Raw genomic sequence first — 19,362 nt, 5'->3', positions numbered from 1 at the left:
AAAACATAATATTAACACTGAGTAAGGCCATAAAACGCACAAAAAACCCGTCTCACCCATTGTTAATTATTGTGATAAAGTTCGCGGATAAACGGCCAACAAGCGCTTATATTTAACACAACAAAACAAATTATCACTAAAATTAACAGGAGTGCAGTATGACACACCCAGGGAAATATGCCGTCTGCATCATTGGGCTGGGCGCGATGGGCATGGGCGCGGCGCGCTCGTGCCTCCGCGCCGGATTGACCACCTACGGGGCGGACCTGAATCCGCAGGCACTGGCGGTGCTGCAACAAGCCGGCGCGAAACAAACGGCGCCCAGCGCGCGCGACTTCGCGACCGAGCTGGACGCCGTGCTGTTGCTGGTGGTGAACGCCGCCCAAGTGAAGCAGATCCTGTTCGGTGAACAAGGCCTGGCGCCAAAGCTCAGGCCAGGCACCGCGGTGATGGTCTCTTCGACCATTTCCGCCGATGACGCCAAGCAGATCCAGCAACGGCTGCTGGACTACGGGCTACCGATGCTGGATGCGCCGGTTTCCGGCGGAGCGGCCAAGGCGGAGGAAGGCCAGATGACGGTGATGGCCGCCGGCACCGACGCCACCTTCGAGCGCCTGCAACCCGTGCTGGACGCCATCGCCGGCAAGGTGTACCGCATCGGCGAGACGATCGGCCTGGGCGCGACGGTAAAAATCATCCACCAGCTGTTGGCTGGCGTGCACATCGCCGCCGGCGCGGAAGCGATGGCGCTGGCCGCCCGCGCGGGCATCCCGCTGGACGTGATGTATGACGTGGTCACCCACGCCGCCGGCAACTCCTGGATGTTCGAAAACCGCATGCGTCACGTGGTCGACGGCGACTATGCGCCCAAGTCAGCCGTGGATATCTTCGTCAAGGATCTGGGGCTGGTGGCGGATACCGCCAAGGCGTTGCACTTCCCGCTGCCGCTGGCCTCCACCGCTTTCACCATGTTTACCGCCGCCAGCAACGCCGGTTACGGTAAAGAAGACGACAGTGCAGTGATCAAAATCTTTGCCGGCATCGATCTGCCGCAGAAAAAGGAGGCGCTCTGATGCTGCTTGGCGTAATCGCGGATGATTTTACCGGCGCGACCGACATCGCCAGTTTTCTGGTGCAAAACGGCCTGCCGACGGTGCAGCTGAACGGCGTGCCGCAAGACGAAACGCAGATAAACGCACAGGCGGCGGTCATTAGCCTGAAATCGCGTTCCTGCCCGGCAGAGCAGGCGGTCGAACAGTCGTTGCAGGCGCTGGTCTGGTTGCAAAAACAGGGCTGCCGCCAGTTCTACTTCAAGTACTGCTCCACCTTCGACAGCACCGCACGGGGCAATATCGGCCCGGTGACCGACGCCCTGCTCGCCGCACTGGGAGAGAATTTCACGGTTGTCTCACCGGCGTTGCCGGTAAACGGCCGCACGGTCTATCAGGGCCACCTGTTCGTCGGGGAGCAGCTGCTGTCTGAATCCGGCATGCGTCATCACCCGGTCACGCCGATGACCGACAGCAACCTGCTGCGCCTGATGGAGTCCCAGGCCGCCGGACGCTGTGGGCTGGTGACGGCGGCGGAAATGGATCGCGGCGCCGAGGCAGTCAGCGAGAAGCTGCGGCAATTGGCGCAGGACGGCGTGCGCTACGCGGTGCTGGATACGCTCAACGAACGGCATCTGCTTACCCAGGGTGAAGCGTTGAAAACGATGAAGCTGGTGACCGGCGGTTCGGGCCTGGCGATCGGTCTGGCGCGGCAATGGGCGCAGAACGGCGATCGCGCGGCAGAAGCGGCCGGCGCGCCGTAGGGGGAAAAGGCGGCGGTGCTGTCTGGCTCCTGCTCCGTCATGACTAACCGGCAGGTGGCGCACTATCGCGAACGCGCTTCGGCGCAGGCCATCGATATCAGCCGCTGCCTCGAGCCACAGGCGCGCACCGCCTACGCCGCCGAGTTGGCGCATTGGGCGCAGCGCCACGCCGGGGAGGCGCTTGCCCCGCTGATCTACGCCACCGCAGCGCCGGAAGCGCTGCAGCAAACGCAACGGCAGTACGGTAGCGCCGCCAGCGAGGCGGTGGAGGCCTTGTTCGCCGAGCTGGTGGTGCAGCTGTACCAGTTGGGATTCAGCCGCTTTATTGTCGCCGGCGGCGAAACCGCCGGCGTGGTCACGCAGGCGCTGGGCATTCGCGGCTTCCATATCGGCCCCAGCATTTCCCCCGGCGTTCCCTGGGTGCGCGCCAACGACCGGACCATTTCACTGGCATTGAAGTCAGGCAATTTTGGCGATGAAGCCTTCTTCACGCGCGCGCAAACGGAGTTTCCAGTATGACCATGACCATCGAGCAGCAGGCGCGTGAAGAGATGGTGCGCCTGGGCGCTTCGTTTTTCCAACGCGGTTACGCCACCGGCTCTGCCGGCAACCTCTCGCTGTTGCTGCCGGACGGCGCGCTGTTGGCGACGCCGACCGGCTCCTGTCTCGGCGAGCTGCAGGCCGATCGCCTGTCTAAAGTGAGCCTGAGCGGCGACTGGCTCTCCGGCGACAAGCCGTCGAAAGAGATCAGCTTTCACCGAGCACTGTATCTGAACAATCCGGAATGCAAAGCGGTGGTGCACTTGCATTGCACCTACCTCACGGCGCTCTCTTGCCTGCAGGGGCTGGACGTCGACAACGCTATCAAACCGTTCACCCCCTATGTGGTGATGCGCGTCGGCAAGGTGCCGGTGGTGCCTTACTACCGGCCCGGCGACGAAAGGCTGGCGCAGGATCTGGCCCGCCTGGCGCCGACCCACCGCGCCTTTTTGCTGGCCAACCACGGGCCGGTGGTAACGGGTAAAGACCTGCGAGCGGCGGCGGACAATACCGAAGAGATGGAAGATGCGGCGCGGCTGATCTTCACCCTCGGCGATCGTCCGATCCGCTATTTAACCGATGATGAAATTGCCGAATTACGGAGCTGAACCATGCCTAAATTTGCCGCCAATTTATCGATGATGTTTAACGAAGTGCCGTTCCTCGAGCGCTTCGCCGCCGCTGCCGCACAGGGCTTCAGCGCGGTGGAATTCCTGTTCCCTTACGACTATCCCGCCGAGCTGTTGGCCGAAAAGCTGCGCGAACACGGCCTGCAACAGGTGCTGTTCAACACCGCGCCCGGCGATGCCGCCGCCGGCGAATGGGGACTGGCGGCACTGCCGGGCCGAGAGCAGGACGCGCGCGCCGATATCGACCGCGCGCTGGCCTACGCCATCGCCCTTTCCTGCCCCAGCGTGCACCTGATGGCCGGCGTGGTGCCCGCAGGCGCGGATCGGCGGCATTATCTCGACACCTTTATCGCCAATGCGCGCTATGCCGCCGACGCCTTCGCCCCGCACGGCGTCAAGGTGCTGATCGAAGCGCTCAGCCCGCCGGTCAAACCCAACTACCTGTTTGCCAGTCAACACCAAGTGGCGGAAGCAGTGGCGGCGATCGAGAGACCGAACGTGTTCATTCAGTTCGACTTTTTCCACGCGCAGTTAGTGGACGGCAATATCAGCAGGCTGCTGGAGACGCTGGCCGGACGCTACGCGCATATCCAGATAGCCTCAGTGCCGGATCGCCATGAGCCGGACGAGGGCGAACTGAATTATCCATGGCTGTTCGACAGGCTGGATGCGCTCGGCTATCCGGGTTGGATAGGTTGCGAATACCGGCCGCGCGGCGACACCGCCGCCGGGCTCGGGTGGCTGAAGCCTTACCGCTAACGCTGCCGCCAACACCAGGAAATCGATTTTATAACAATGAAACGCACCCGTATCGCCACGCGGCGATCGCGGTGCCCAACGCTTACCCAACGAAAGGCTTTTTTCATGTCTACCTCTCTGCTGTTGCTGATTGCCGTACTCGGCGTGGTGCTGCTGTTACTGATGGTCATCAAGGCGAAGGTACAGCCCTTCGTCGCGCTGTTGGTGGTCAGTCTGCTGGTGGCGTTGGCCAGCGGTATTCCAACCGGCGAAGTGATGAAAGTGATGACCGCCGGGATGGGCGGCGTACTTGGTTCGGTGACCATTATCATCGGTCTGGGCGCGATGCTTGGCCGCATGATCGAACACTCGGGCGGCGCCGAGTCGCTGGCACAACGCTTCAGCCAGGGGCTGGGGCCGAAACATACCGTCGCCGCACTGACCCTCGCCGCATTCATTCTCGGCGTTCCTGTGTTCTTCGACGTCGGTTTTATCATTCTGGCGCCGATTATCTATGGCTTTGCCAAGGTCGCCAAAGTGTCGCCGCTGAAGTTCGGCCTGCCGATGGCCGGCGTGATGTTGACGGTACACGTCGCGCTGCCGCCGCACCCCGGCCCGGTCGCCGCCGCCGGTTTGCTCAACGCCGACATCGGTTGGCTGACCATCATCGGCCTCGCAATCTGTATTCCGGTCGGCGCGATCGGCTATTTCGCCGCCAACTACCTCAACCGCAAAAACTATCCGTTATCGATAGAGGTGCTGGAACAACTGCAGCTGGCGGCGCCGGAGCCGCGTCCGGAAGGGCAAGCGCCGCTCAGCGATCGCATCAACCCGCCCGGCGCCGGCCTGGTGGCGGCGCTAATCGTCATCCCAATCGCCATCATCATGCTCGGCACCGTCTCCGCTACGCTGTTGCCGGCCGGCTCGGCGCTGCGCGATACGCTGTCGCTGCTGGGCTCACCGGCGGTGGCGCTGATGATCGCCCTGCTGCTGGCCTTCTATTTCCTGGCGCTGCGCCGCGGCTGGAGCCTGCAGCACGCCAGCGACGTGATGGGCGCCGCGCTGCCGACCGCCGCAGTGGTGATCCTGGTGACCGGAGCGGGCGGCGTGTTCGGCAAGGTGCTGGTGGAATCCGGCGTCGGCAAAGCGCTGGCTGAAGTACTGACGGCCATCGGCCTGCCGCTGGTGCCCGCCGCCTTTATCATTTCGCTGGCACTTCGCGCTTCGCAGGGGTCCGCCACCGTGGCTATCCTGACCACCGGCGGCCTGTTGTCGGAAGCGGTCAGCGGCTTAAATCAGCTACAGCTGGTGCTGGTGACGCTGGCGACCTGTTTCGGCGGACTGGGGCTTTCCCACGTCAACGACTCCGGTTTTTGGATCGTCACGCGCTATCTGGGGCTGTCAGTGGCCGATGGCCTAAAGACCTGGACGGTGCTGACCACCTTGCTCGGCCTGAGCGGCTTTCTGTTCACCTGGCTGTTGTGGCTGGCGGTGTGATTTCTCTGGCATACTGAACGCCGTTGTTTTTCATCGCCTTTCACCCTGTGCAGGAGCAGCAACATGACCGTAATCAACACCGCGCCAACGCTTATCACCGAACGTCTGCGGCTGGACGCTCACACGCTGGACGACTTCGAATCGCTGGCCGCATTGTGGGCCGATCCGCAGGTGGTGCGCTACATCGGCGGCACGCCGCGCGACCGGGAGGACTCCTGGGGGCGCCTGATGCGCTACGTCGGCCACTGGGCGTTGTTGGGATACGGGTATTGGGCGGTGCGTGACAAACTGAGCGGCGAGTACCTCGGCAGCATCGGCTTTTCCAACTTCCTGCGCGACATTACCCCGGCGCTCGATGCGCCGGAAATGGGCTGGGCGCTGGTGAGCTCGGCGCACGGCAAAGGCTACGCCACCGAGGCACTGCGGGCAGCGCTGGCCTGGGGTAAAACGCACCTGCCGGGCGAGAAAACCGTCTGCATCATCTCGCCGGAAAACCAGGCTTCGCTGGCGCTGGCGAAAAAGGTCGGTTTCTGCGAAAGCCACCGCAGCGAGTATCACCAGAGCCCGATCGTCGTGATGCACTGCCCGCTTTGAATGCCTAAGCGCGTTGCACCGCCAACGCCGTCTGAATGAAGTTGTCCCGCAGCGCGTCCGCGCGCTGCGGATCCCAGGCGATACCGACCTGCCACTCCGTCTCTTCGCCGCTCAGCGGCAGAATGTCGATGCCGGCCGGCGCGATGTGCGTGATGCTGTGCGGCAGCAACGCGACGCCAACGCCGGCGGCGACCAGCGCCAGCAGCGTCTGGATATCGCCGGCCTGCTGCACCACGTTCGGCGTCAACCGGTGAGCGGCGATAAACCGCAGCGACTGATCGCTCAGCCCGCGCCCGCGTTTCGGCGTCAGCTGCAACAGCGGCAGCTGATTGAAACGCGCCATCAGGTCGTCGGCCCGCAGCGCCAGCGCGCCCGGCGCGGCCAGCACCAGCCGGTCGCTCAGCAATGCCGCGCCGCACAGCGGCGTCGTGACCGGTAAGCGCACGAACCCCACCTGCAACTCGCCCTGCAGCAACAGCTGATACTGCCGCTCCGACGGCATGTCCTCCAGCCCAACGGCCACCTCGGGAAAACGCCGGCGAAAGGCGGCCACCAGCTGCGGCGCCAGATGAAAACTGGAGAGGCCAAATCCCAGCGCCAGCCGCCCCGCTTGCCCGAGCGCTACCCGCCGGGCGCGCCGCTGAAACTGCTGGTACTGTTCCACCAGCGCCTGCGCCTCCGGGTAGAGCCGCTGCCCACCGGCGGTGAGCAGCGCCCCCTGTCGGCCACGCTCGAACAGCCGAACGCCGAGCTGGGTTTCCAGCGCTTGAATCTGCTTGCTCAGCGCCGGTTGGCTGATGCACAGCAGGCTCGCCGCCTGCCGATAGTTGCCCTGTTCGGCCAGCGCCACCAGGGCGCGCAGTTGTTTTATATCCATTCCATCAGGTTATCGAATAGGGAATTTAATTGATTATACAGTAATCAATCCACCTGCTGTAATCAACGCAGACCCCAACCGGAGAGACACCATGACCCCTTCACTGCGCGCCGCCACGGTGCAATTCCAGCACCGCGCCAACGATAAGAATTACAACCTGTCGACCATGGAACGCTTTATCACGGAGGCGGCCGAGCAACAGATACAGCTGCTGGCCTTCCCGGAAATGTGCATCACCGGCTATTGGCACGTGCGCCATCTGTCCGACGCCGAGGTGCGCGCGCTGGCGGAGCCGATCGCGAGCAGCCCTTCTCTGGCGCGCATTCGCCCGCTGGCGGAGCGTTACAACATGGCGATCGGCGTCGGGCTGATCGAGCTGGGCGACGACGGCCGTTGCTACAACGCCTATGCCGTTTGTCTGCCGGACGGCGAGCTGCATGTGCACCGTAAACTGCACGCCTTCGAACACCCGGCTATCGCCAGCGGCGACCGCTACACGGTGTTCGATACCCCCTGGGGCGTGCGCGTGGGCATCTTGATCTGCTGGGACAACAATCTGGTGGAGAATGTGCGCGCCACGGCGCTGCTGGGCGCGGAGGTGTTGATCGCCCCGCACCAGACCGGCGGCACCCATTCGCGCAGCCCGCACGGCATGAAGCCGATCCCGCAGGCGCTGTGGCAACGGCGTGCGGAAGATCCGCAGGCAATAGAAGCCGCCTTTCGCGGCGAACACGGCCGCGGCTGGCTGATGCGCTGGCTACCGTCGCGCGCTCACGACAACGGGCTGTTCTTGCTGTTCAGCAACGGCGTGGGCCGCGATGACGATGAGATACGCACCGGCAACGCGATGATCCTCGATCCTTACGGCCGCATCGTGGCAGAGACCTGGGCGGCGGAAGACCGGATGGTCAGCGCCGAACTCGATCTGACGCTGATCCCGCTCAGCACCGGCCGCCGCTGGATTTACGGACGCCGCCCCGAGCTGTACGGGCTATTGACCGAACCACAAGGCTATGAGCGCGATGCCCGCAGCGCACGCTTTTCAACGCAGCCGACGGGGCGCGGCGGCCGATAACAGATAAAAAAAATCCGCCCGGAGGCGGATTTTTTATCGGTGCGGCAAAATCTGCCGCAGGTTCATGCCCTCAGGCATGAACACACTTAGAAGCGGTAGCCTACGCCAACGTTCCAGGTGCCAACGTCAACGCTACGAATGCGGTTCTGCTCGTAACCGACATCCAGGGCAACGTTCTCGATTGGGTTGAACTGCAGACCGGCACCGTAGGTGAAGCCGTAGTCAGCGGTGTCGTGACGAGAAGTACCGTTCTGAGCGTTGGTAGTGAATTTACCGTAACCCAGACCAACCAGACCGTAGATGCTCGCCCAGTCATTGATGCGGTATGCTGGACCGGCAGAGATAGAGTTGTACTGAGCTTTGTTGTAGAAACCGCCCTGAGAACCGTCCTTTTCCAGGTGGGTAAAGGAACCGATTACGCCCAGTGGGTTGTTGTCGAACTCGTAACGGTATTTCAGGTTGAAACCGTCGGCTTTGTTAGCAACGCCTTGGAAATCACCCTGCGCATAGCCAGCGGATACGGTGCTCTGACCAGCGAATGCGGTACCTGCGCTAACTGCTAATACGCAAGCTGCTACTGCGGAAAGACATGCAATTTTTTTCATAACCACCTCAAACGCGTTTTATTATTAAGTACATCCATTTGTTCATGCTTTGAAAATATAACAAAAATTAGCGTGAAACTCTGCCTTGAAATGAGTGTCTAATGCTTTATATCGTGTAACAGAAGATTTCAAGAACAGTGTATCTTCTTCTTTTCGCTCTATTTTCGGCCGTATTCTACGGCTTTCTGTGACAAAAATCACCTATTTAATATCCAGATAATTCTTAATAAAAAGCGCACTTTTTGACCAAATCCGCCACATCTCATCCGAGGTTCGGCGGATTTCACCGCGATGCGCGCTTTTCTCAGACAGATTTTCGCATTTCATTTACACTGCTCGCATCCCCGTTTCGACCGTTTTCTCAAGGCTGAGGAACGGCGCATAAAAGGCCCGTTAAGGATGTCGTTACCTACTTCCGGCAGAGCGCCCTCCGCGCTGCTGCCTATCTGTCTGTTAATCATCGCCATGGTGTCTATCCAGAGCGGTGCCTCGTTGGCCAAAAGCCTGTTCCCGATCGTGGGTGCGGAAGGCATCACCACGCTGCGCCTTTTCATCGGCACCCTGATTTTGTTCATCATCTTCCGCCCGTGGCGCATGCGCCTCGCCGCCGGCAGCCGCTTGCCACTGCTGATTTACGGCCTGTCGCTCGGCGCGATGAACTACCTGTTCTACCTGTCGCTGCGCACCGTGCCGCTCGGCATCGCCGTGGCGCTGGAGTTTACCGGCCCGCTGGCAGTGGCCATGTTCTCCTCGCGGCGGCCCATCGACTTCCTCTGGGTGGCATTGGCGATTGCCGGGCTGTGGTTCCTGCTGCCGCTCGGCCACGGCGTGGGGGGGATCGATCCGTTCGGTGCCGCCTGCGCGCTCGGCGCCGGCGCCTGCTGGGCGGTCTATATCATCTTCGGCCAGAAGGCCGGCGGCGATCACGGCCCCGGCACGGTGGCGCTCGGTTCGCTGATCGCCGCGCTGGTGTTCTGCCCGATCGGCGCCTGGCAAACCGGCAGCGTGCTGTTCAACCTCGATATTCTGCCGGTGGCGCTGGCGGTGGCGATCCTCTCCACCGCGCTGCCTTATTCGCTGGAGATCATCGCGCTGCCCAAAATCCCGGCGCGCACCTTCGGCACCTTAATGAGCCTGGAACCGGCAATGGCGGCGCTGTCCGGCATGCTGTTCCTCGGCGAACACCTGAGCGGCGTGCAATGGCTGGCGCTGGCGGCCATCATCGCCGCGTCTATGGGCTCCGCCCTGACCATCCGCCCTAAACCGCGCCTCGAAAGCCTTTCCTGATCGCTAACCCGCCTGCCGACCGCAACGCCGGAATGCAGGCGGGTTAACTGTTTTCCTCGTGACAAGTCGGCATACTTCCCCTTAGCCTGTACCGCAGGCACTTTGGACTTTCGCTCACATGGAGAATAACAGTGATTCACAACAGCCTGTTCAACCCACGCTTCGGCCGCGGACTCGCGCCGGCGCTGGTTTCAACCTTGACCGAGTTGCGTCGATGCGACCTGCCCGAACTGGCCCCGGGCCATCACCCGATCGACGGCGACAACATCTTTATGGATGTCATGACGCTGACCACTACGCCTGCGGCGCAGAAGCGCGCCGAGATGCATCAGGAGTACATCGCGCTCCATCTGCTGATCAGCGGTGAAGAGCGCATCGAATACGGTCTGGCGGGCGACGGGCATCGCGAGCAGCCCCACGCAGAAAATAGCGACCTTCTGCTGCTGGACATCAAACGCCACCCGCAAACGCTGCACATGACGCACGGCATGTTCGCGATCTTTTTCCAAATGGAGCCGCACAAAACCGGCTGCCTGTGGCAGCGGCCGCAGCACATCAAGAAAGCGGTGGTGAGGATCCATCACCGCCTGCTGCTGTGACCCTGCGGCAACGCCCGTAAAAAATCGGCGGCCTGGCGGGGAGAACGCAAGCGTATGAAGCAGCGCCCGGCGCCGGCCATTTCCGCCAGGTATTTTCGCCGATTTTTGGCGTAGGTGCGGACCGTCCACAGTACGATCGACTCGCGGCTGAAGAAAGAACGGCGAAAACTTTCCCGGTTGCCGGTGCCCGGCCACAGCTCTCGTTTGCTGGCCGCGCGTCGGCACGCGCGGCGTACGGCTTGCCACAGCGTGCGCCCGAAACCGTAGTCCAGCCACAGGATATAGTCGACCTCGCGCCACTTGATCGGCTGCGTGCGGCTGTAGTTGCCGTCCAGCACCCAGCCTTCGCCCGCTTCGGCCAGCGCCTGCTCAAGCCGCGCCAGGAATGCATCATCGGGCGTTCCCTGCCACTCGGGCCGCCAATAGAGCCTGTCCATCTCGATATAGGGCACATCAAGCCGTTCTGCCAATTGACGCGCCAAGGTGCTTTTACCGCTGCCGCTGGTGCCGACGACGTTAATTTTCATCACTCGCCACTCATAGAGAGGAGATAATCTCCCTACTGTAACTGCATCAATTACGGCTATCAATCTGAATAGGTTTGAAATTAACACCGTGATAACAAAGTGGATATTCTTCTGGGGCCGGCATGCTCAATGAAAATAAAATAACAGGGATAAACCGTCACTACGGTAAATAATAGACCTGCAACAAAAAATAAAAAAAAACCAATAAAATCAATTTCATTAATCAAAAACAAAAGCCACATTAAAATATTGCCATTAGGCTAATCCTATTTGTGCAATAGCCATTTTCGTACGGCAAAAATAAATACCCCTGCTATAATTAATCCCGTAACGAAATAGGACAACGACTAATCAAGAGGATATCTGATATGAGTACCGCTAAACTGGTGAAAACGAAATCTTCTGATCTGCTGTATACCCGTAACGATCTGGACGAAAAAGTCAAACTGGCCGCCATCAAGGCGCTGAACCATCAGGTCGTGCAATTTATCGATCTTTCGCTGATCACCAAACAAGCGCACTGGAACATGCGCGGCGCGAACTTCATCGCGGTCCATGAAATGCTGGACGGCTTCCGCACCGCCATCATCGAGCATCAGGACACCTTCGCCGAGCGCGTGGTGCAGTTGGGCGGCGTCGCACTGGGCACCGTACAGGTGGTCAACGATCGCACGCCGCTGAAAAGCTATCCGACCAATATCCACAGCGTGCAGGAGCACCTGAAAGCGCTGGCCGATCGCTACGGCGCGGTAGCGAATGACATCCGCAAGGCGATTACCGAAGTGGAAGACGAAGACACCGCCGACATGTTCACCGCCGCCTCGCGCGATCTGGACAAGTTCCTGTGGTTCATCGAATCCAATATCGAATAACGCGAAAGCGTTGCAGAGCGCCCGTCGTTCCGGGCAGAACAGGCTGGGCTTTGCCCGGCCTGTTTTCTTTTGCGCGACCGTTGCATTGTACAAAAAACGGCCCATATTAACGGTAAGATTCCCTTGTCAGGAGGTAATGATGGCCAGCGGCTGGGCGGCGGACGGCGCCGTACAAGATCAGATTGATTCCACCGTCGACGATGCGGTGCAGCGCGCGCGTGAAGCGCTCGGGCACGGCGAGAGCGAACGCTATTGCCAGGAATGCGGAGAGGCGATCCCCGAGGCGCGCCGCAAGGCGTTAACGGGCGTGCGTTTTTGCCTCGCCTGCCAGACCGAACAAGACAAAAAACACGCGGCCGCCAGCCTGTACAACCGGCGCGGCAGCAAAGACAGCCAGTTGTGCTAGCATTATCTGCTCCCCCTTTTGCGCCCTCGCGGCCCCGCTTGCACCGTCAGTGCATCATGAAAGTTAGAGTTAGTTATCAATATTGAAGCAAAAACGTTAAAGAACGGTTGTTTCACAGCCAAAATTTGGTTAATGATAGCCCCGTGCACCAAGATAATTCTTACGCACCATTTTGGTGCCTCACCTTGGTGCACAACCATAACAATTCGCCTTTCCGGCACAACATCACGCACTAACTCTTTGTTTTTATAGTAGTTGAAAACATGGCACGATTTTTTCATGGCACCAACTGCAATATAAAAAATGGGTAATCCGCAACCTGTACAGGAATTCCTCTCATGAAGTCGATTTTTAAAGTCTCCCTGGCCGCACTCTCTCTGGCCTTTGCCGTAAGTTCCCACGCAGCAGACAAACTGGTGGTCGCCACCGACACCGCTTTCGTTCCTTTTGAGTTCAAACAAGGCGACAAATACGTCGGCTTCGACATCGACCTGTGGGCCGCCGTCGCCAAAGAGCTGAAGCTGGACTACACCCTGAAACCGATGGACTTCGGCGGCATCATTCCGGCGCTGCAGACCAAAAACGTCGATCTGGCGCTGGCCGGCATCACCATCACCGATGAGCGCAAAAAAGCCATCGACTTCTCCGACGGCTACTACAAGAGCGGCCTGCTGGTGATGGTCAACGCCGACAACAACAGCGTGAAAAGCATCGACGATCTGAACGGCAAAGTGGTGGCGGTGAAGAGCGGCACCGGCTCGGTGGATTACGCCAAGCAGCACATCAAAACCAAGGATCTGCGCCAGTTCCCTAACATCGACAACGCCTACATGGAACTGGGCACCAAGCGCGCCGATGCGGTGCTGCACGACACGCCAAACATCCTATACTTCATTAAGACGGCCGGCGCCGGCAAGTTCAAAACCGTAGGCGATTCGCTGGAAGCACAGCAGTATGGCATCGCCTTCCCTAAAGGCAGCGACGAGCTGCGCGAGAAGGTGAACGGCGCGCTGAAAACCCTGCGCGCGAACGGCACCTATAACGAGATCTACAAGAAGTGGTTCGGCACCGAACCTAAGTAAGCTGTGAATTTGGCAAGCTGTTAACTTAAGCACAGGGGGTCGCTTAACCCCCTGCGCTTCGTTGTATCTGATACCCACGTTTGGGATCACCGGGAGAAATATCATGCAGTTCGACTGGAGCGCCATCTGGCCCGCCATTCCTATCTTGTTAGAGGGCGCCAAAATGACCCTGTGGATTTCGGTCCTCGGTCTGATTGGCGGCCTGATCATCGGCCTCGTCGCCGGCTTTGCCCGCACCTACGGCGGTTGGATCGCCAACCACATCGCGTTGGTGTTTATCGAAGTAATTCGCGGCACGCCGATCGTGGTACAGGTGATGTTCATCTACTTCGCCCTGCCGATGGCATTTAGCGACTTGCGCATCGATCCGTTCACCGCGGCGGTGGTGACCATCATGATCAACTCCGGCGCCTACATCGCGGAAATCACCCGCGGCGCGGTGCTGTCGATTCATAACGGTTTCCGCGAGGCCGGCCTGGCGCTCGGCCTGTCGCGCCGCGAAACCATCCGCTACGTCATTATGCCGCTGGCGCTGCGCCGCATGCTGCCGCCGCTGGGCAACCAGTGGATCATCAGCATCAAAGACACCTCGCTGTTCATCGTGATCGGCGTGGCGGAGCTGACCCGTCAGGGTCAGGAAATTATTGCCGGTAACTTCCGCGCGCTGGAAATCTGGAGCGCCGTGGCGGTTATCTATCTGATTATTACCCTGGTGCTGAGCTTCGTGCTGCGTCGTCTGGAAAGAAGGATGAAAATCCTGTGATTGAATTTAAAAACGTCTCTAAGCATTTTGGCCAAACCCAGGTGCTGCACAACATCGATTTGAAGATCGACAAAGGCGAAGTGGTGGTGATCATCGGGCCGTCGGGCTCGGGCAAATCCACCCTGCTGCGCTGCATCAACAAGCTGGAGGAAGTCACCAGCGGCGATCTGATCGTCGACGGCCTGAAAGCCAACGATCCGAAAGTGGACGATCGGTTGATCCGCCAGGAAGCCGGCATGGTGTTCCAGCAGTTCTACCTGTTCCCGCACCTGACGGCGCTGGAAAACGTCGCCTTTGGCCCGATCCGCGTGCGCGGCGCGAAGAAGTCCGATGCGGAAAAGCTGGCGCGCGAGCTGCTGGCCAAGGTCGGTCTGGCGGAGCGTGCCCACCACTACCCGTCCGAACTGTCGGGCGGCCAGCAGCAGCGCGTGGCGATTGCGCGCGCGCTGGCGGTGAAGCCGAAAATGATGCTGTTCGACGAGCCGACCTCCGCGCTCGATCCGGAGCTGCGCCATGAAGTGCTGAAGGTCATGCAGGATCTGGCCGAAGAAGGCATGACGATGGTCATCGTCACCCACGAAGTCGGCTTTGCCGAAAAAGTGGCGTCGCGCCTGATCTTTATCGATAAGGGCCGGATTGCCGAAGACGGCAACCCGCACGATCTGATCAACCATCCGCCAAGCCCGCGTCTGCAGGAGTTCCTGCAGCACGTGTCCTGATCCCGGCGGTTTAACGGCGGGCGCGCCACGCGCCCGCCGCTTTCATTCCGCACGCTCTCCCACGCCCCAGCGCGCCATCTTTCCTACTATATTGATTGTTTTTCATCGTATTGCTTTTACATCCGCCGATCACAGAACGCCAAAGAGAGGAACAATGCCGCCAAACGCAGACTCCCGACGAGGTTCTCATCTGCGAGAACACCTGCTTTTCCTGCTGCTGTTGCTGACCCTGAACGTCTTCGCACCACCGGCCCTGGCGCAAAACGCGCCGCCCGCGCCCGCCGACAAGAGCGAGCAGCAGAAAGCCGCCTACGCCGCGCTGGCCGATCTGCTGCAGGACGACAAAGCGCGCGCGGAACTCATCAACCACCTGAAACAGGCCGCCGGCGACGCCCCCGCCGCCGCCCCGGCAACGCCGGTGGAATCAACGCCGGCGACGCTGAGCGACAACCTGAACTCGCTGGCGCAGGAAGGCATCGGCACCTTTAACCAGAAGCTCGGCGCGCTGCAAAAGCTGATCGATTCCGGCCCGAAGCGCGTTTTCAATCCCGCCGGCTTTTTCCGCGCGCTGGGCTACTTTCTGCTGACGGTGGCGGTCACCTTTGCGCTGTTCCACCTGATCCGGCGGCTGATCGCGCCGCTGTACAAGCGCATGGGCAGTTGGGGGCACAACGCCCGGCTGCAGCGCGGCCCGTGGTATAAACGCCCCGCCGCCATTCTCGGCGCTTTCGCCGTCGATCTGCTGGTGCTGCTGCTGGCGCTGGCGGCGGGCAACCTGTTCGCCCGCCACGTCCACGCCGACAGCGCCACCATTCTGCGGCTGCAGACCCTGTTTCTCAGCGCCTTCGCGGTGATTGAGTTCTTCAAGGCGGTGCTGCGGCTGATTTTCGCCCCCAACTTCGACTACCTGCGCCCCTTCCCCTTCAGCGACCCGAGCGCGCGCTACTGGAACACGCGCCTCGCCTGGCTCAGCGGGCTGATCGGCTACGGCCTGATGGTGGTGGTGCCGGTGGTGGCGGTGCAAATCAGCTACCCGGCCGCCGCCGCCGTCAACCTGGTGGTGATGCTGGCGCTGACGCTGTATGCCATCTGGCTGATCCTGCACAACCGCAAGCCGATACAGCAACAGATCAACCTGCTGGCCGAACGGTCGATGGCGTTTTTCAGCGTGATCCTGCGCGGCCTGGGGCATATCTGGCACCTGCTGGCGATCGCCTATTTTCTGGTGTTGTTCGTGCTGTCCCAGTTCGACATCGGCAACAGCCTGCGCTTTATGATGAGCGCCACGGTGAAAAGCCTGCTGGTGGTCGGCGTCGGCGCTCTGCTGTCCGGCATGCTGACCCGCTGGATTTTCCGCCGCATTTCGCTGCCGACCGACGTCAATCTGCGCTATCCGATGCTTGAGCGGCGCATTAACTCCTACATCCCCAACGGGTTGAAGATACTGCGGGTGATGGTGGTGCTGGCGGTGACGCTGTTCCTGCTTGACGCCTGGCACCTGATTAATCTGTACCAGTGGGCAGGCAGCGAAAATGGCCAGCGGACGCTCGGCGGGCTGGTGCATATCCTGCTGATCCTGCTGATCGCCGTCTTCAGCTGGACGCTGATGGCCAGCATCATCGAGCACCGCCTGGCGTTGGAGCTCAGCAACGGCGTGCGGCCGAGCGCGCGCGAACGCACGCTGCTGACGCTGTTTCGCAACGTGCTGGCTATCGTTATCAGCACCATTACCGTGATGATCGTGCTGTCGCAGGTCGGGCTGAACATCGCGCCGCTGCTGGCGGGCGCCGGCGCGCTGGGGCTGGCTATCAGCTTCGGCGCCCAGACGCTGGTGAAAGACGTGATTACCGGCGTATTCATCCAGTTCGAAAACGGCATGAACACCGGCGAATACGTCACCGTCAGCGGCATCACCGGCACCGTGGAGCGCATGACCATTCGCTCGATCGGCCTGCGCGACGACTACGGCGTCTACCACATCGTACCGTACTCCTCGATCACTACGCTGGCCAACTATGCGCGTGAGTTCGGGGTGTATCGCGCCAACTACACCGTCAGCCGCGACGAGGATATTGATCGGGTCAATGAGGTGCTGCATCAGGCCGTCGCGGCGCTGAAGCAAGATGAACAGGTGAAGCATTTCCTGATTGGCGAGCCGGTTTTCAACGGCGTGGTGGCGCTGGGCGACCGCTCGTTCACCACCCGCGTGACGGTGCGCACGCAGGCGCTGAAACAGTGGGTGGTGCAATACGCCCTCGATCGGCTGGTGAAAATCCATTTCGATCGGGCCGGCATCGGCATGCCTCAGCAGGCGATGCAAATCTCCCGCGCGCCGCAGCCGCACGAAGAACAGGCACCGCCCGCGGCTCCCGGCAGTTAGCGCCCGCGCCCGCAGGGCTGAGCGGCCAAGAAGGCCGCCACGTCCTGTCGGTAGGCGTCGTATTGCACCGAGCGCGGCGCAAACAGGCCCACCACGTTGATCAGCCACGGATGGCGGGCGAACAGCGGTTTGATCATCACGTGGTCGGCTTCGTCGATGCGCGTCACCGTCAGCAGCGAGGCCGGGATCGTTTGCCGATACACGCGCTCGGTTTCGTCCGCGTCCACGTTGACGTCGCGCCCGCCCAGGATCAGGTGCACCGGCGTGTTGAAATGCCGCAATCCCGCCGTCGCATCGCTGGCCATGTTGGCGCGGATAAAGCGCCAGCGGTCGGCGTTCAATGCGGCGGCGGCACCATACTCGCGGCGGTACTGCGCGTAGCCGTCCGGCTGTTCGAGCAGCGTCTGAATGTGGCGCCAATGCGCCTCGCGCGCCTGGATTTGTACTTCATCATCCCCCGCGGCCGCCATCGCCGCCCGGGTGTTATAGCGCCCCTGCCGCAGCCAGTTGATCGCCGGCGCCAGCGCCAGCGTGAAGGCGATGTCGGGGCGTAAACGCGCCACCTCCGGCATCACCCACCCCGCCTGGCTGGTGCCCCATAGCCCCACGCAGCGCGCATCGAAGCGCCCGTCTCGCCGGGCCCAGTCGATGATATCGGCGGTTTCCCGCGCACGATCCGCCATGGTCTGATGCAGCCAGTTGCCGCCCGAGCCGCCAACGCCCGGCTTATCGAAGGATAAAACCGCGTAGCCCTGCTGCGCCATCGCCTCCCAAATGCCGAAATAGCCTTCGTCGCGGCTGGCGTTAGCCGGCCCATCGCCGTGCACGAACACCACGACGCCGGGCTTGACCGGCGCATGCTGCGGCAACACCAGCGTGCCGGTCAGCCGGTTGCCGCCGGCGGTCACCGTGACCGGTTCGGTGACGAAGCGAAAGTCGTTGACGAAAATGACCCACCCGAGCGCCAGCAGAAACAGCACCACGCTGCACAGTCCTATTTTGCGCACGTCGCCTCCCCACAGCGTCTCTCCATCAACACCCAGTCGGCCTGACCGAACAGCCATCCCAACGAAGCGTAATGCTCTTCTCGCCGCACCTGAAAACCGCAGTGCCGATACAGGCGCAGCGCATCCACGTTGCGCCGGCTGACGTGCAGGCTCAGGCGCCGGCCCGCGCCTTGCCCGGCAGCGTAGTCGTTCATCCATTGCAGCAGCCGCTTGCCCACCCCTTTGCCGCGCTGATTCTCGGCCACCGCCAGGTAAGAGAGATACAGTTCATCGGCCGCCGGGGTGTGCCGCAACACCGCCATTTGCAGATACATGCGCCAAACGTTCAGCCAACCATAGCGGCGGCACAGCCGCCAAATCGGCAAGGCATGCGGACGCCGCCCGGCGTTGTTCTCGCCAGCGGCCGCATTGAGGGCAAAGGCCGCCACCACCTGTTCATCCTGCTTCACCACGAAGCTGCGCTCCCGGCTGCCGCCTTGCTTCCAACTCCACAGCCGATAGAACAGACGCCACTGAAGGCGGGGGCTCAGACGGCGCGCGCGCTGGAACTTGTCGCAGAACGCGGCGTAGATCAGCGCCGCCGTTTGCAGGCGGTCAGCATCGCGGTACGGCTCAATGTGCAGCATATCCACCTCGACTAGGGATGCCGGTAGAGCAGCTGTTCCAACAGCCGCACCGGCGTGGTCTCCTCCGGCGCAGACGACGCAAAGATCGCCTGCCGCCAGGCCTGACTTTCGATCACGTCCAGCACCAGCTGCGCGAGCGGTAACGGCGCTATCGCCGGTGCAATCTCACCGGTTTGCTGAGCCTCGGCGATAACCGTCGCCAGCGCCTCAATCAGCTGCCGCTGGTTAGCGCCGAACGGCTCGGCCAACGCCGGGGTGCGTGCCACCTCCGCCACGATCTCAGCCGACAGCTGCACATTGGCCGGCTCGGCGACAAAAGCGTGATAGGCGGTAAAAAATGCCGACAGCGCCTGCTTCGGCCGCTTTCTGTCGGCCCGCAATCCGGCGGCAAACTCGGTGAATACGCCGTTTTCCAGCAGCGCAATCTCGCCGATCAACGCCTCCTTGCCGGTAAAGTGGTTATAGAGGTTGCCGACGCTGACGCCCGCCGCCTGCGCGATATCCCGCATGCTGGTCTGGTGAAATCCCTTCTGGGTAAAGCTGTGCAGCGCGGCCTCGACAATCTTTTCTCGGTTTCCCATCGGCAACTCCCGAAACGGTGAAGGGGGGCGCCTGGCGCCATCGAATGAACATGAATTAATGAACGAACGTTCGTTCACATTTAAGGATAGCATAGGCCGGTAAAATTGAACCGCGGCTCAACGGCGTGCGAATCGGTGGGAAGAT

20 protein-coding genes and 1 pseudogene are annotated in these 19,362 nt (G+C 61.2%); 15 read left to right on the top strand and 6 right to left on the bottom strand.

Going from position 1 to position 19,362, the window contains the following annotated elements:
* Window positions 1–158 precede the first annotated feature (158 nt).
* From ltnD to C3F38_RS09815, 6 genes and pseudogenes are all read left to right on the top strand, one after another.
* Window positions 159–1,073, top strand: coding sequence for an L-threonate dehydrogenase (gene ltnD, locus C3F38_RS09840; RefSeq protein WP_038880852.1), 915 nt, complete (start codon window positions 159–161; stop codon window positions 1,071–1,073).
* Window positions 1,073–2,332: pseudogene (otnK, locus tag C3F38_RS09835) on the top strand (3-oxo-tetronate kinase). Before ltnD ends, otnK begins: the two are co-directional and overlap by 1 nt.
* Window positions 2,329–2,961 carry a class II aldolase/adducin family protein gene (locus tag C3F38_RS09830; RefSeq protein WP_369916659.1) on the top strand — a complete coding sequence of 211 codons (633 nt, stop codon included), beginning with the start codon at window positions 2,329–2,331 and terminating at the stop codon, window positions 2,959–2,961. Before otnK ends, C3F38_RS09830 begins: the two are co-directional and overlap by 4 nt.
* A 3-nt stretch (window positions 2,962–2,964) precedes the next feature.
* Complete coding sequence (otnI, locus tag C3F38_RS09825) at window positions 2,965–3,741, top strand: 2-oxo-tetronate isomerase (protein ID WP_047728208.1); 777 nt, start codon at window positions 2,965–2,967, stop codon at window positions 3,739–3,741.
* Window positions 3,742–3,846: 105 nt separating this feature from the next.
* On the top strand, window positions 3,847–5,217 hold the full coding sequence (locus C3F38_RS09820; RefSeq protein ID WP_038880843.1) for a GntP family transporter: 1,371 nt from the start codon (window positions 3,847–3,849) through the stop codon (window positions 5,215–5,217).
* 63 nt (window positions 5,218–5,280) lie between these two features.
* Entirely contained in the window at window positions 5,281–5,811 is a 531-nt protein-coding gene (locus tag C3F38_RS09815; protein WP_055316054.1) for a GNAT family N-acetyltransferase, read from the top strand.
* A gap of 4 nt (window positions 5,812–5,815) precedes the next feature.
* On the opposite strand, the gene C3F38_RS09810 is transcribed toward C3F38_RS09815, so the two are convergent.
* Window positions 5,816–6,688, bottom strand: coding sequence for a LysR family transcriptional regulator (locus C3F38_RS09810; protein ID WP_055316053.1), 873 nt, complete (start codon window positions 6,686–6,688; stop codon window positions 5,816–5,818).
* Between the two features lie 91 nt (window positions 6,689–6,779).
* On the opposite strand from C3F38_RS09810, the gene C3F38_RS09805 reads away from it, so the two are divergent.
* On the top strand, window positions 6,780–7,763 hold the full coding sequence (locus C3F38_RS09805; RefSeq protein ID WP_055316052.1) for a nitrilase family protein: 984 nt from the start codon (window positions 6,780–6,782) through the stop codon (window positions 7,761–7,763).
* 86 nt (window positions 7,764–7,849) lie between these two features.
* On the opposite strand, the gene ompX is transcribed toward C3F38_RS09805, so the two are convergent.
* Window positions 7,850–8,368, bottom strand: coding sequence for an outer membrane protein OmpX (ompX, locus tag C3F38_RS09800; RefSeq protein ID WP_038880485.1), 519 nt, complete (start codon window positions 8,366–8,368; stop codon window positions 7,850–7,852).
* Window positions 8,369–8,767: 399 nt separating this feature from the next.
* Here ompX and rhtA point away from each other — a divergent pair, with 399 nt between their 5' ends.
* Window positions 8,768–9,655 carry a threonine/homoserine exporter RhtA gene (gene rhtA / locus C3F38_RS09795; RefSeq protein WP_038880488.1) on the top strand — a complete coding sequence of 296 codons (888 nt, stop codon included), beginning with the start codon at window positions 8,768–8,770 and terminating at the stop codon, window positions 9,653–9,655.
* Between the two features lie 131 nt (window positions 9,656–9,786).
* Window positions 9,787–10,254 (top strand): N-acetylneuraminate anomerase, encoded by a 468-nt coding sequence (gene nanQ / locus C3F38_RS09790; protein WP_047728217.1) that lies wholly within the window; start codon window positions 9,787–9,789, stop codon window positions 10,252–10,254.
* On the opposite strand, the gene C3F38_RS09785 is transcribed toward nanQ, so the two are convergent.
* Window positions 10,236–10,781, bottom strand: a complete 546-nt coding sequence (locus tag C3F38_RS09785) for a shikimate kinase (protein WP_038880492.1) — start codon at window positions 10,779–10,781, stop codon at window positions 10,236–10,238. The genes nanQ and C3F38_RS09785 overlap by 19 nt on opposite strands.
* Before the next feature lie 368 nt (window positions 10,782–11,149).
* Here C3F38_RS09785 and dps point away from each other — a divergent pair, with 368 nt between their 5' ends.
* The 6 genes from dps (at window position 11,150) to ybiO (ending at window position 17,003) form a co-directional block, all read left to right on the top strand.
* The gene (gene dps, locus C3F38_RS09780) at window positions 11,150–11,653 is read left to right on the top strand and encodes a DNA starvation/stationary phase protection protein Dps (RefSeq protein WP_004939215.1); all 504 of its coding nucleotides are present in this window, start codon (window positions 11,150–11,152) and stop codon (window positions 11,651–11,653) included.
* Between the two features lie 139 nt (window positions 11,654–11,792).
* Complete coding sequence (locus tag C3F38_RS09775) at window positions 11,793–12,059, top strand: DksA/TraR family C4-type zinc finger protein (RefSeq protein WP_055316051.1); 267 nt, start codon at window positions 11,793–11,795, stop codon at window positions 12,057–12,059.
* A gap of 338 nt (window positions 12,060–12,397) precedes the next feature.
* A complete protein-coding gene (gene glnH, locus C3F38_RS09765) occupies window positions 12,398–13,141 on the top strand; it encodes a glutamine ABC transporter substrate-binding protein GlnH (protein WP_038880498.1) in 744 nt (247 codons plus the stop codon).
* Between the two features lie 103 nt (window positions 13,142–13,244).
* The gene (glnP, locus tag C3F38_RS09760) at window positions 13,245–13,904 is read left to right on the top strand and encodes a glutamine ABC transporter permease GlnP (protein ID WP_019454487.1); all 660 of its coding nucleotides are present in this window, start codon (window positions 13,245–13,247) and stop codon (window positions 13,902–13,904) included.
* A complete protein-coding gene (glnQ, locus tag C3F38_RS09755) occupies window positions 13,901–14,623 on the top strand; it encodes a glutamine ABC transporter ATP-binding protein GlnQ (protein WP_004939230.1) in 723 nt (240 codons plus the stop codon). The genes glnP and glnQ overlap by 4 nt, the downstream gene beginning before the upstream one ends.
* A 154-nt stretch (window positions 14,624–14,777) precedes the next feature.
* Window positions 14,778–17,003, top strand: a complete 2,226-nt coding sequence (gene ybiO, locus C3F38_RS09750) for a mechanosensitive channel protein (RefSeq protein ID WP_055316050.1) — start codon at window positions 14,778–14,780, stop codon at window positions 17,001–17,003.
* Here ybiO and C3F38_RS09745 read toward each other — a convergent pair.
* Genes C3F38_RS09745 through C3F38_RS09735 form a run of 3 tightly spaced genes read right to left on the bottom strand, consistent with a single transcriptional unit; the run spans window position 17,000 to window position 19,217 of the window.
* Complete coding sequence (locus tag C3F38_RS09745) at window positions 17,000–18,010, bottom strand: S9 family peptidase (RefSeq protein WP_055316049.1); 1,011 nt, start codon at window positions 18,008–18,010, stop codon at window positions 17,000–17,002. The genes ybiO and C3F38_RS09745 overlap by 4 nt on opposite strands.
* Window positions 17,998–18,636: a GNAT family N-acetyltransferase gene (locus tag C3F38_RS09740; RefSeq protein ID WP_047728220.1), complete on the bottom strand. Its 639-nt coding sequence runs from the start codon at window positions 18,634–18,636 to the stop codon at window positions 17,998–18,000. Before C3F38_RS09740 ends, C3F38_RS09745 begins: the two co-directional genes overlap by 13 nt.
* A gap of 11 nt (window positions 18,637–18,647) precedes the next feature.
* Window positions 18,648–19,217: a TetR/AcrR family transcriptional regulator gene (locus tag C3F38_RS09735; RefSeq protein WP_038880511.1), complete on the bottom strand. Its 570-nt coding sequence runs from the start codon at window positions 19,215–19,217 to the stop codon at window positions 18,648–18,650.
* Between the last annotated feature and the right edge of the window lie 145 nt (window positions 19,218–19,362).

The sequence above is a fragment of the Serratia sp. SSNIH1 genome (genome assembly GCF_002935055.1).
GTDB classification, from domain to species: Bacteria; Pseudomonadota; Gammaproteobacteria; order Enterobacterales; family Enterobacteriaceae; genus Serratia; species Serratia nevei.
This window is presented reverse-complemented; position numbering and strand designations above follow the sequence as displayed.

Excerpts from the sequence above, each read along its gene's own strand:
- ltnD (WP_038880852.1), top strand. The coding sequence starts at position 159 with ATGACACACCCAGGGAAATATGCCGTCTGCATCATTGGGCTGGGCGCG.
- C3F38_RS09830 (WP_369916659.1), top strand. The coding sequence starts at position 2,329 with ATGACCATGACCATCGAGCAGCAGGCGCGTGAAGAGATGGTGCGCCTG.
- otnI (WP_047728208.1), top strand. The coding sequence starts at position 2,965 with ATGCCTAAATTTGCCGCCAATTTATCGATGATGTTTAACGAAGTGCCG.
- C3F38_RS09820 (WP_038880843.1), top strand. The coding sequence starts at position 3,847 with ATGTCTACCTCTCTGCTGTTGCTGATTGCCGTACTCGGCGTGGTGCTG.
- C3F38_RS09815 (WP_055316054.1), top strand. The coding sequence starts at position 5,281 with ATGACCGTAATCAACACCGCGCCAACGCTTATCACCGAACGTCTGCGG.
- C3F38_RS09810 (WP_055316053.1), bottom strand. The coding sequence starts at position 6,688 with ATGGATATAAAACAACTGCGCGCCCTGGTGGCGCTGGCCGAACAGGGC.
- C3F38_RS09805 (WP_055316052.1), top strand. The coding sequence starts at position 6,780 with ATGACCCCTTCACTGCGCGCCGCCACGGTGCAATTCCAGCACCGCGCC.
- ompX (WP_038880485.1), bottom strand. The coding sequence starts at position 8,368 with ATGAAAAAAATTGCATGTCTTTCCGCAGTAGCAGCTTGCGTATTAGCA.
- rhtA (WP_038880488.1), top strand. The coding sequence starts at position 8,768 with ATGTCGTTACCTACTTCCGGCAGAGCGCCCTCCGCGCTGCTGCCTATC.
- C3F38_RS09785 (WP_038880492.1), bottom strand. The coding sequence starts at position 10,781 with ATGAAAATTAACGTCGTCGGCACCAGCGGCAGCGGTAAAAGCACCTTG.
- dps (WP_004939215.1), top strand. The coding sequence starts at position 11,150 with ATGAGTACCGCTAAACTGGTGAAAACGAAATCTTCTGATCTGCTGTAT.
- C3F38_RS09775 (WP_055316051.1), top strand. The coding sequence starts at position 11,793 with ATGGCCAGCGGCTGGGCGGCGGACGGCGCCGTACAAGATCAGATTGAT.
- glnH (WP_038880498.1), top strand. The coding sequence starts at position 12,398 with ATGAAGTCGATTTTTAAAGTCTCCCTGGCCGCACTCTCTCTGGCCTTT.
- glnP (WP_019454487.1), top strand. The coding sequence starts at position 13,245 with ATGCAGTTCGACTGGAGCGCCATCTGGCCCGCCATTCCTATCTTGTTA.
- ybiO (WP_055316050.1), top strand. The coding sequence starts at position 14,778 with ATGCCGCCAAACGCAGACTCCCGACGAGGTTCTCATCTGCGAGAACAC.
- C3F38_RS09740 (WP_047728220.1), bottom strand. The coding sequence starts at position 18,636 with ATGCTGCACATTGAGCCGTACCGCGATGCTGACCGCCTGCAAACGGCG.
- C3F38_RS09735 (WP_038880511.1), bottom strand. The coding sequence starts at position 19,217 with ATGGGAAACCGAGAAAAGATTGTCGAGGCCGCGCTGCACAGCTTTACC.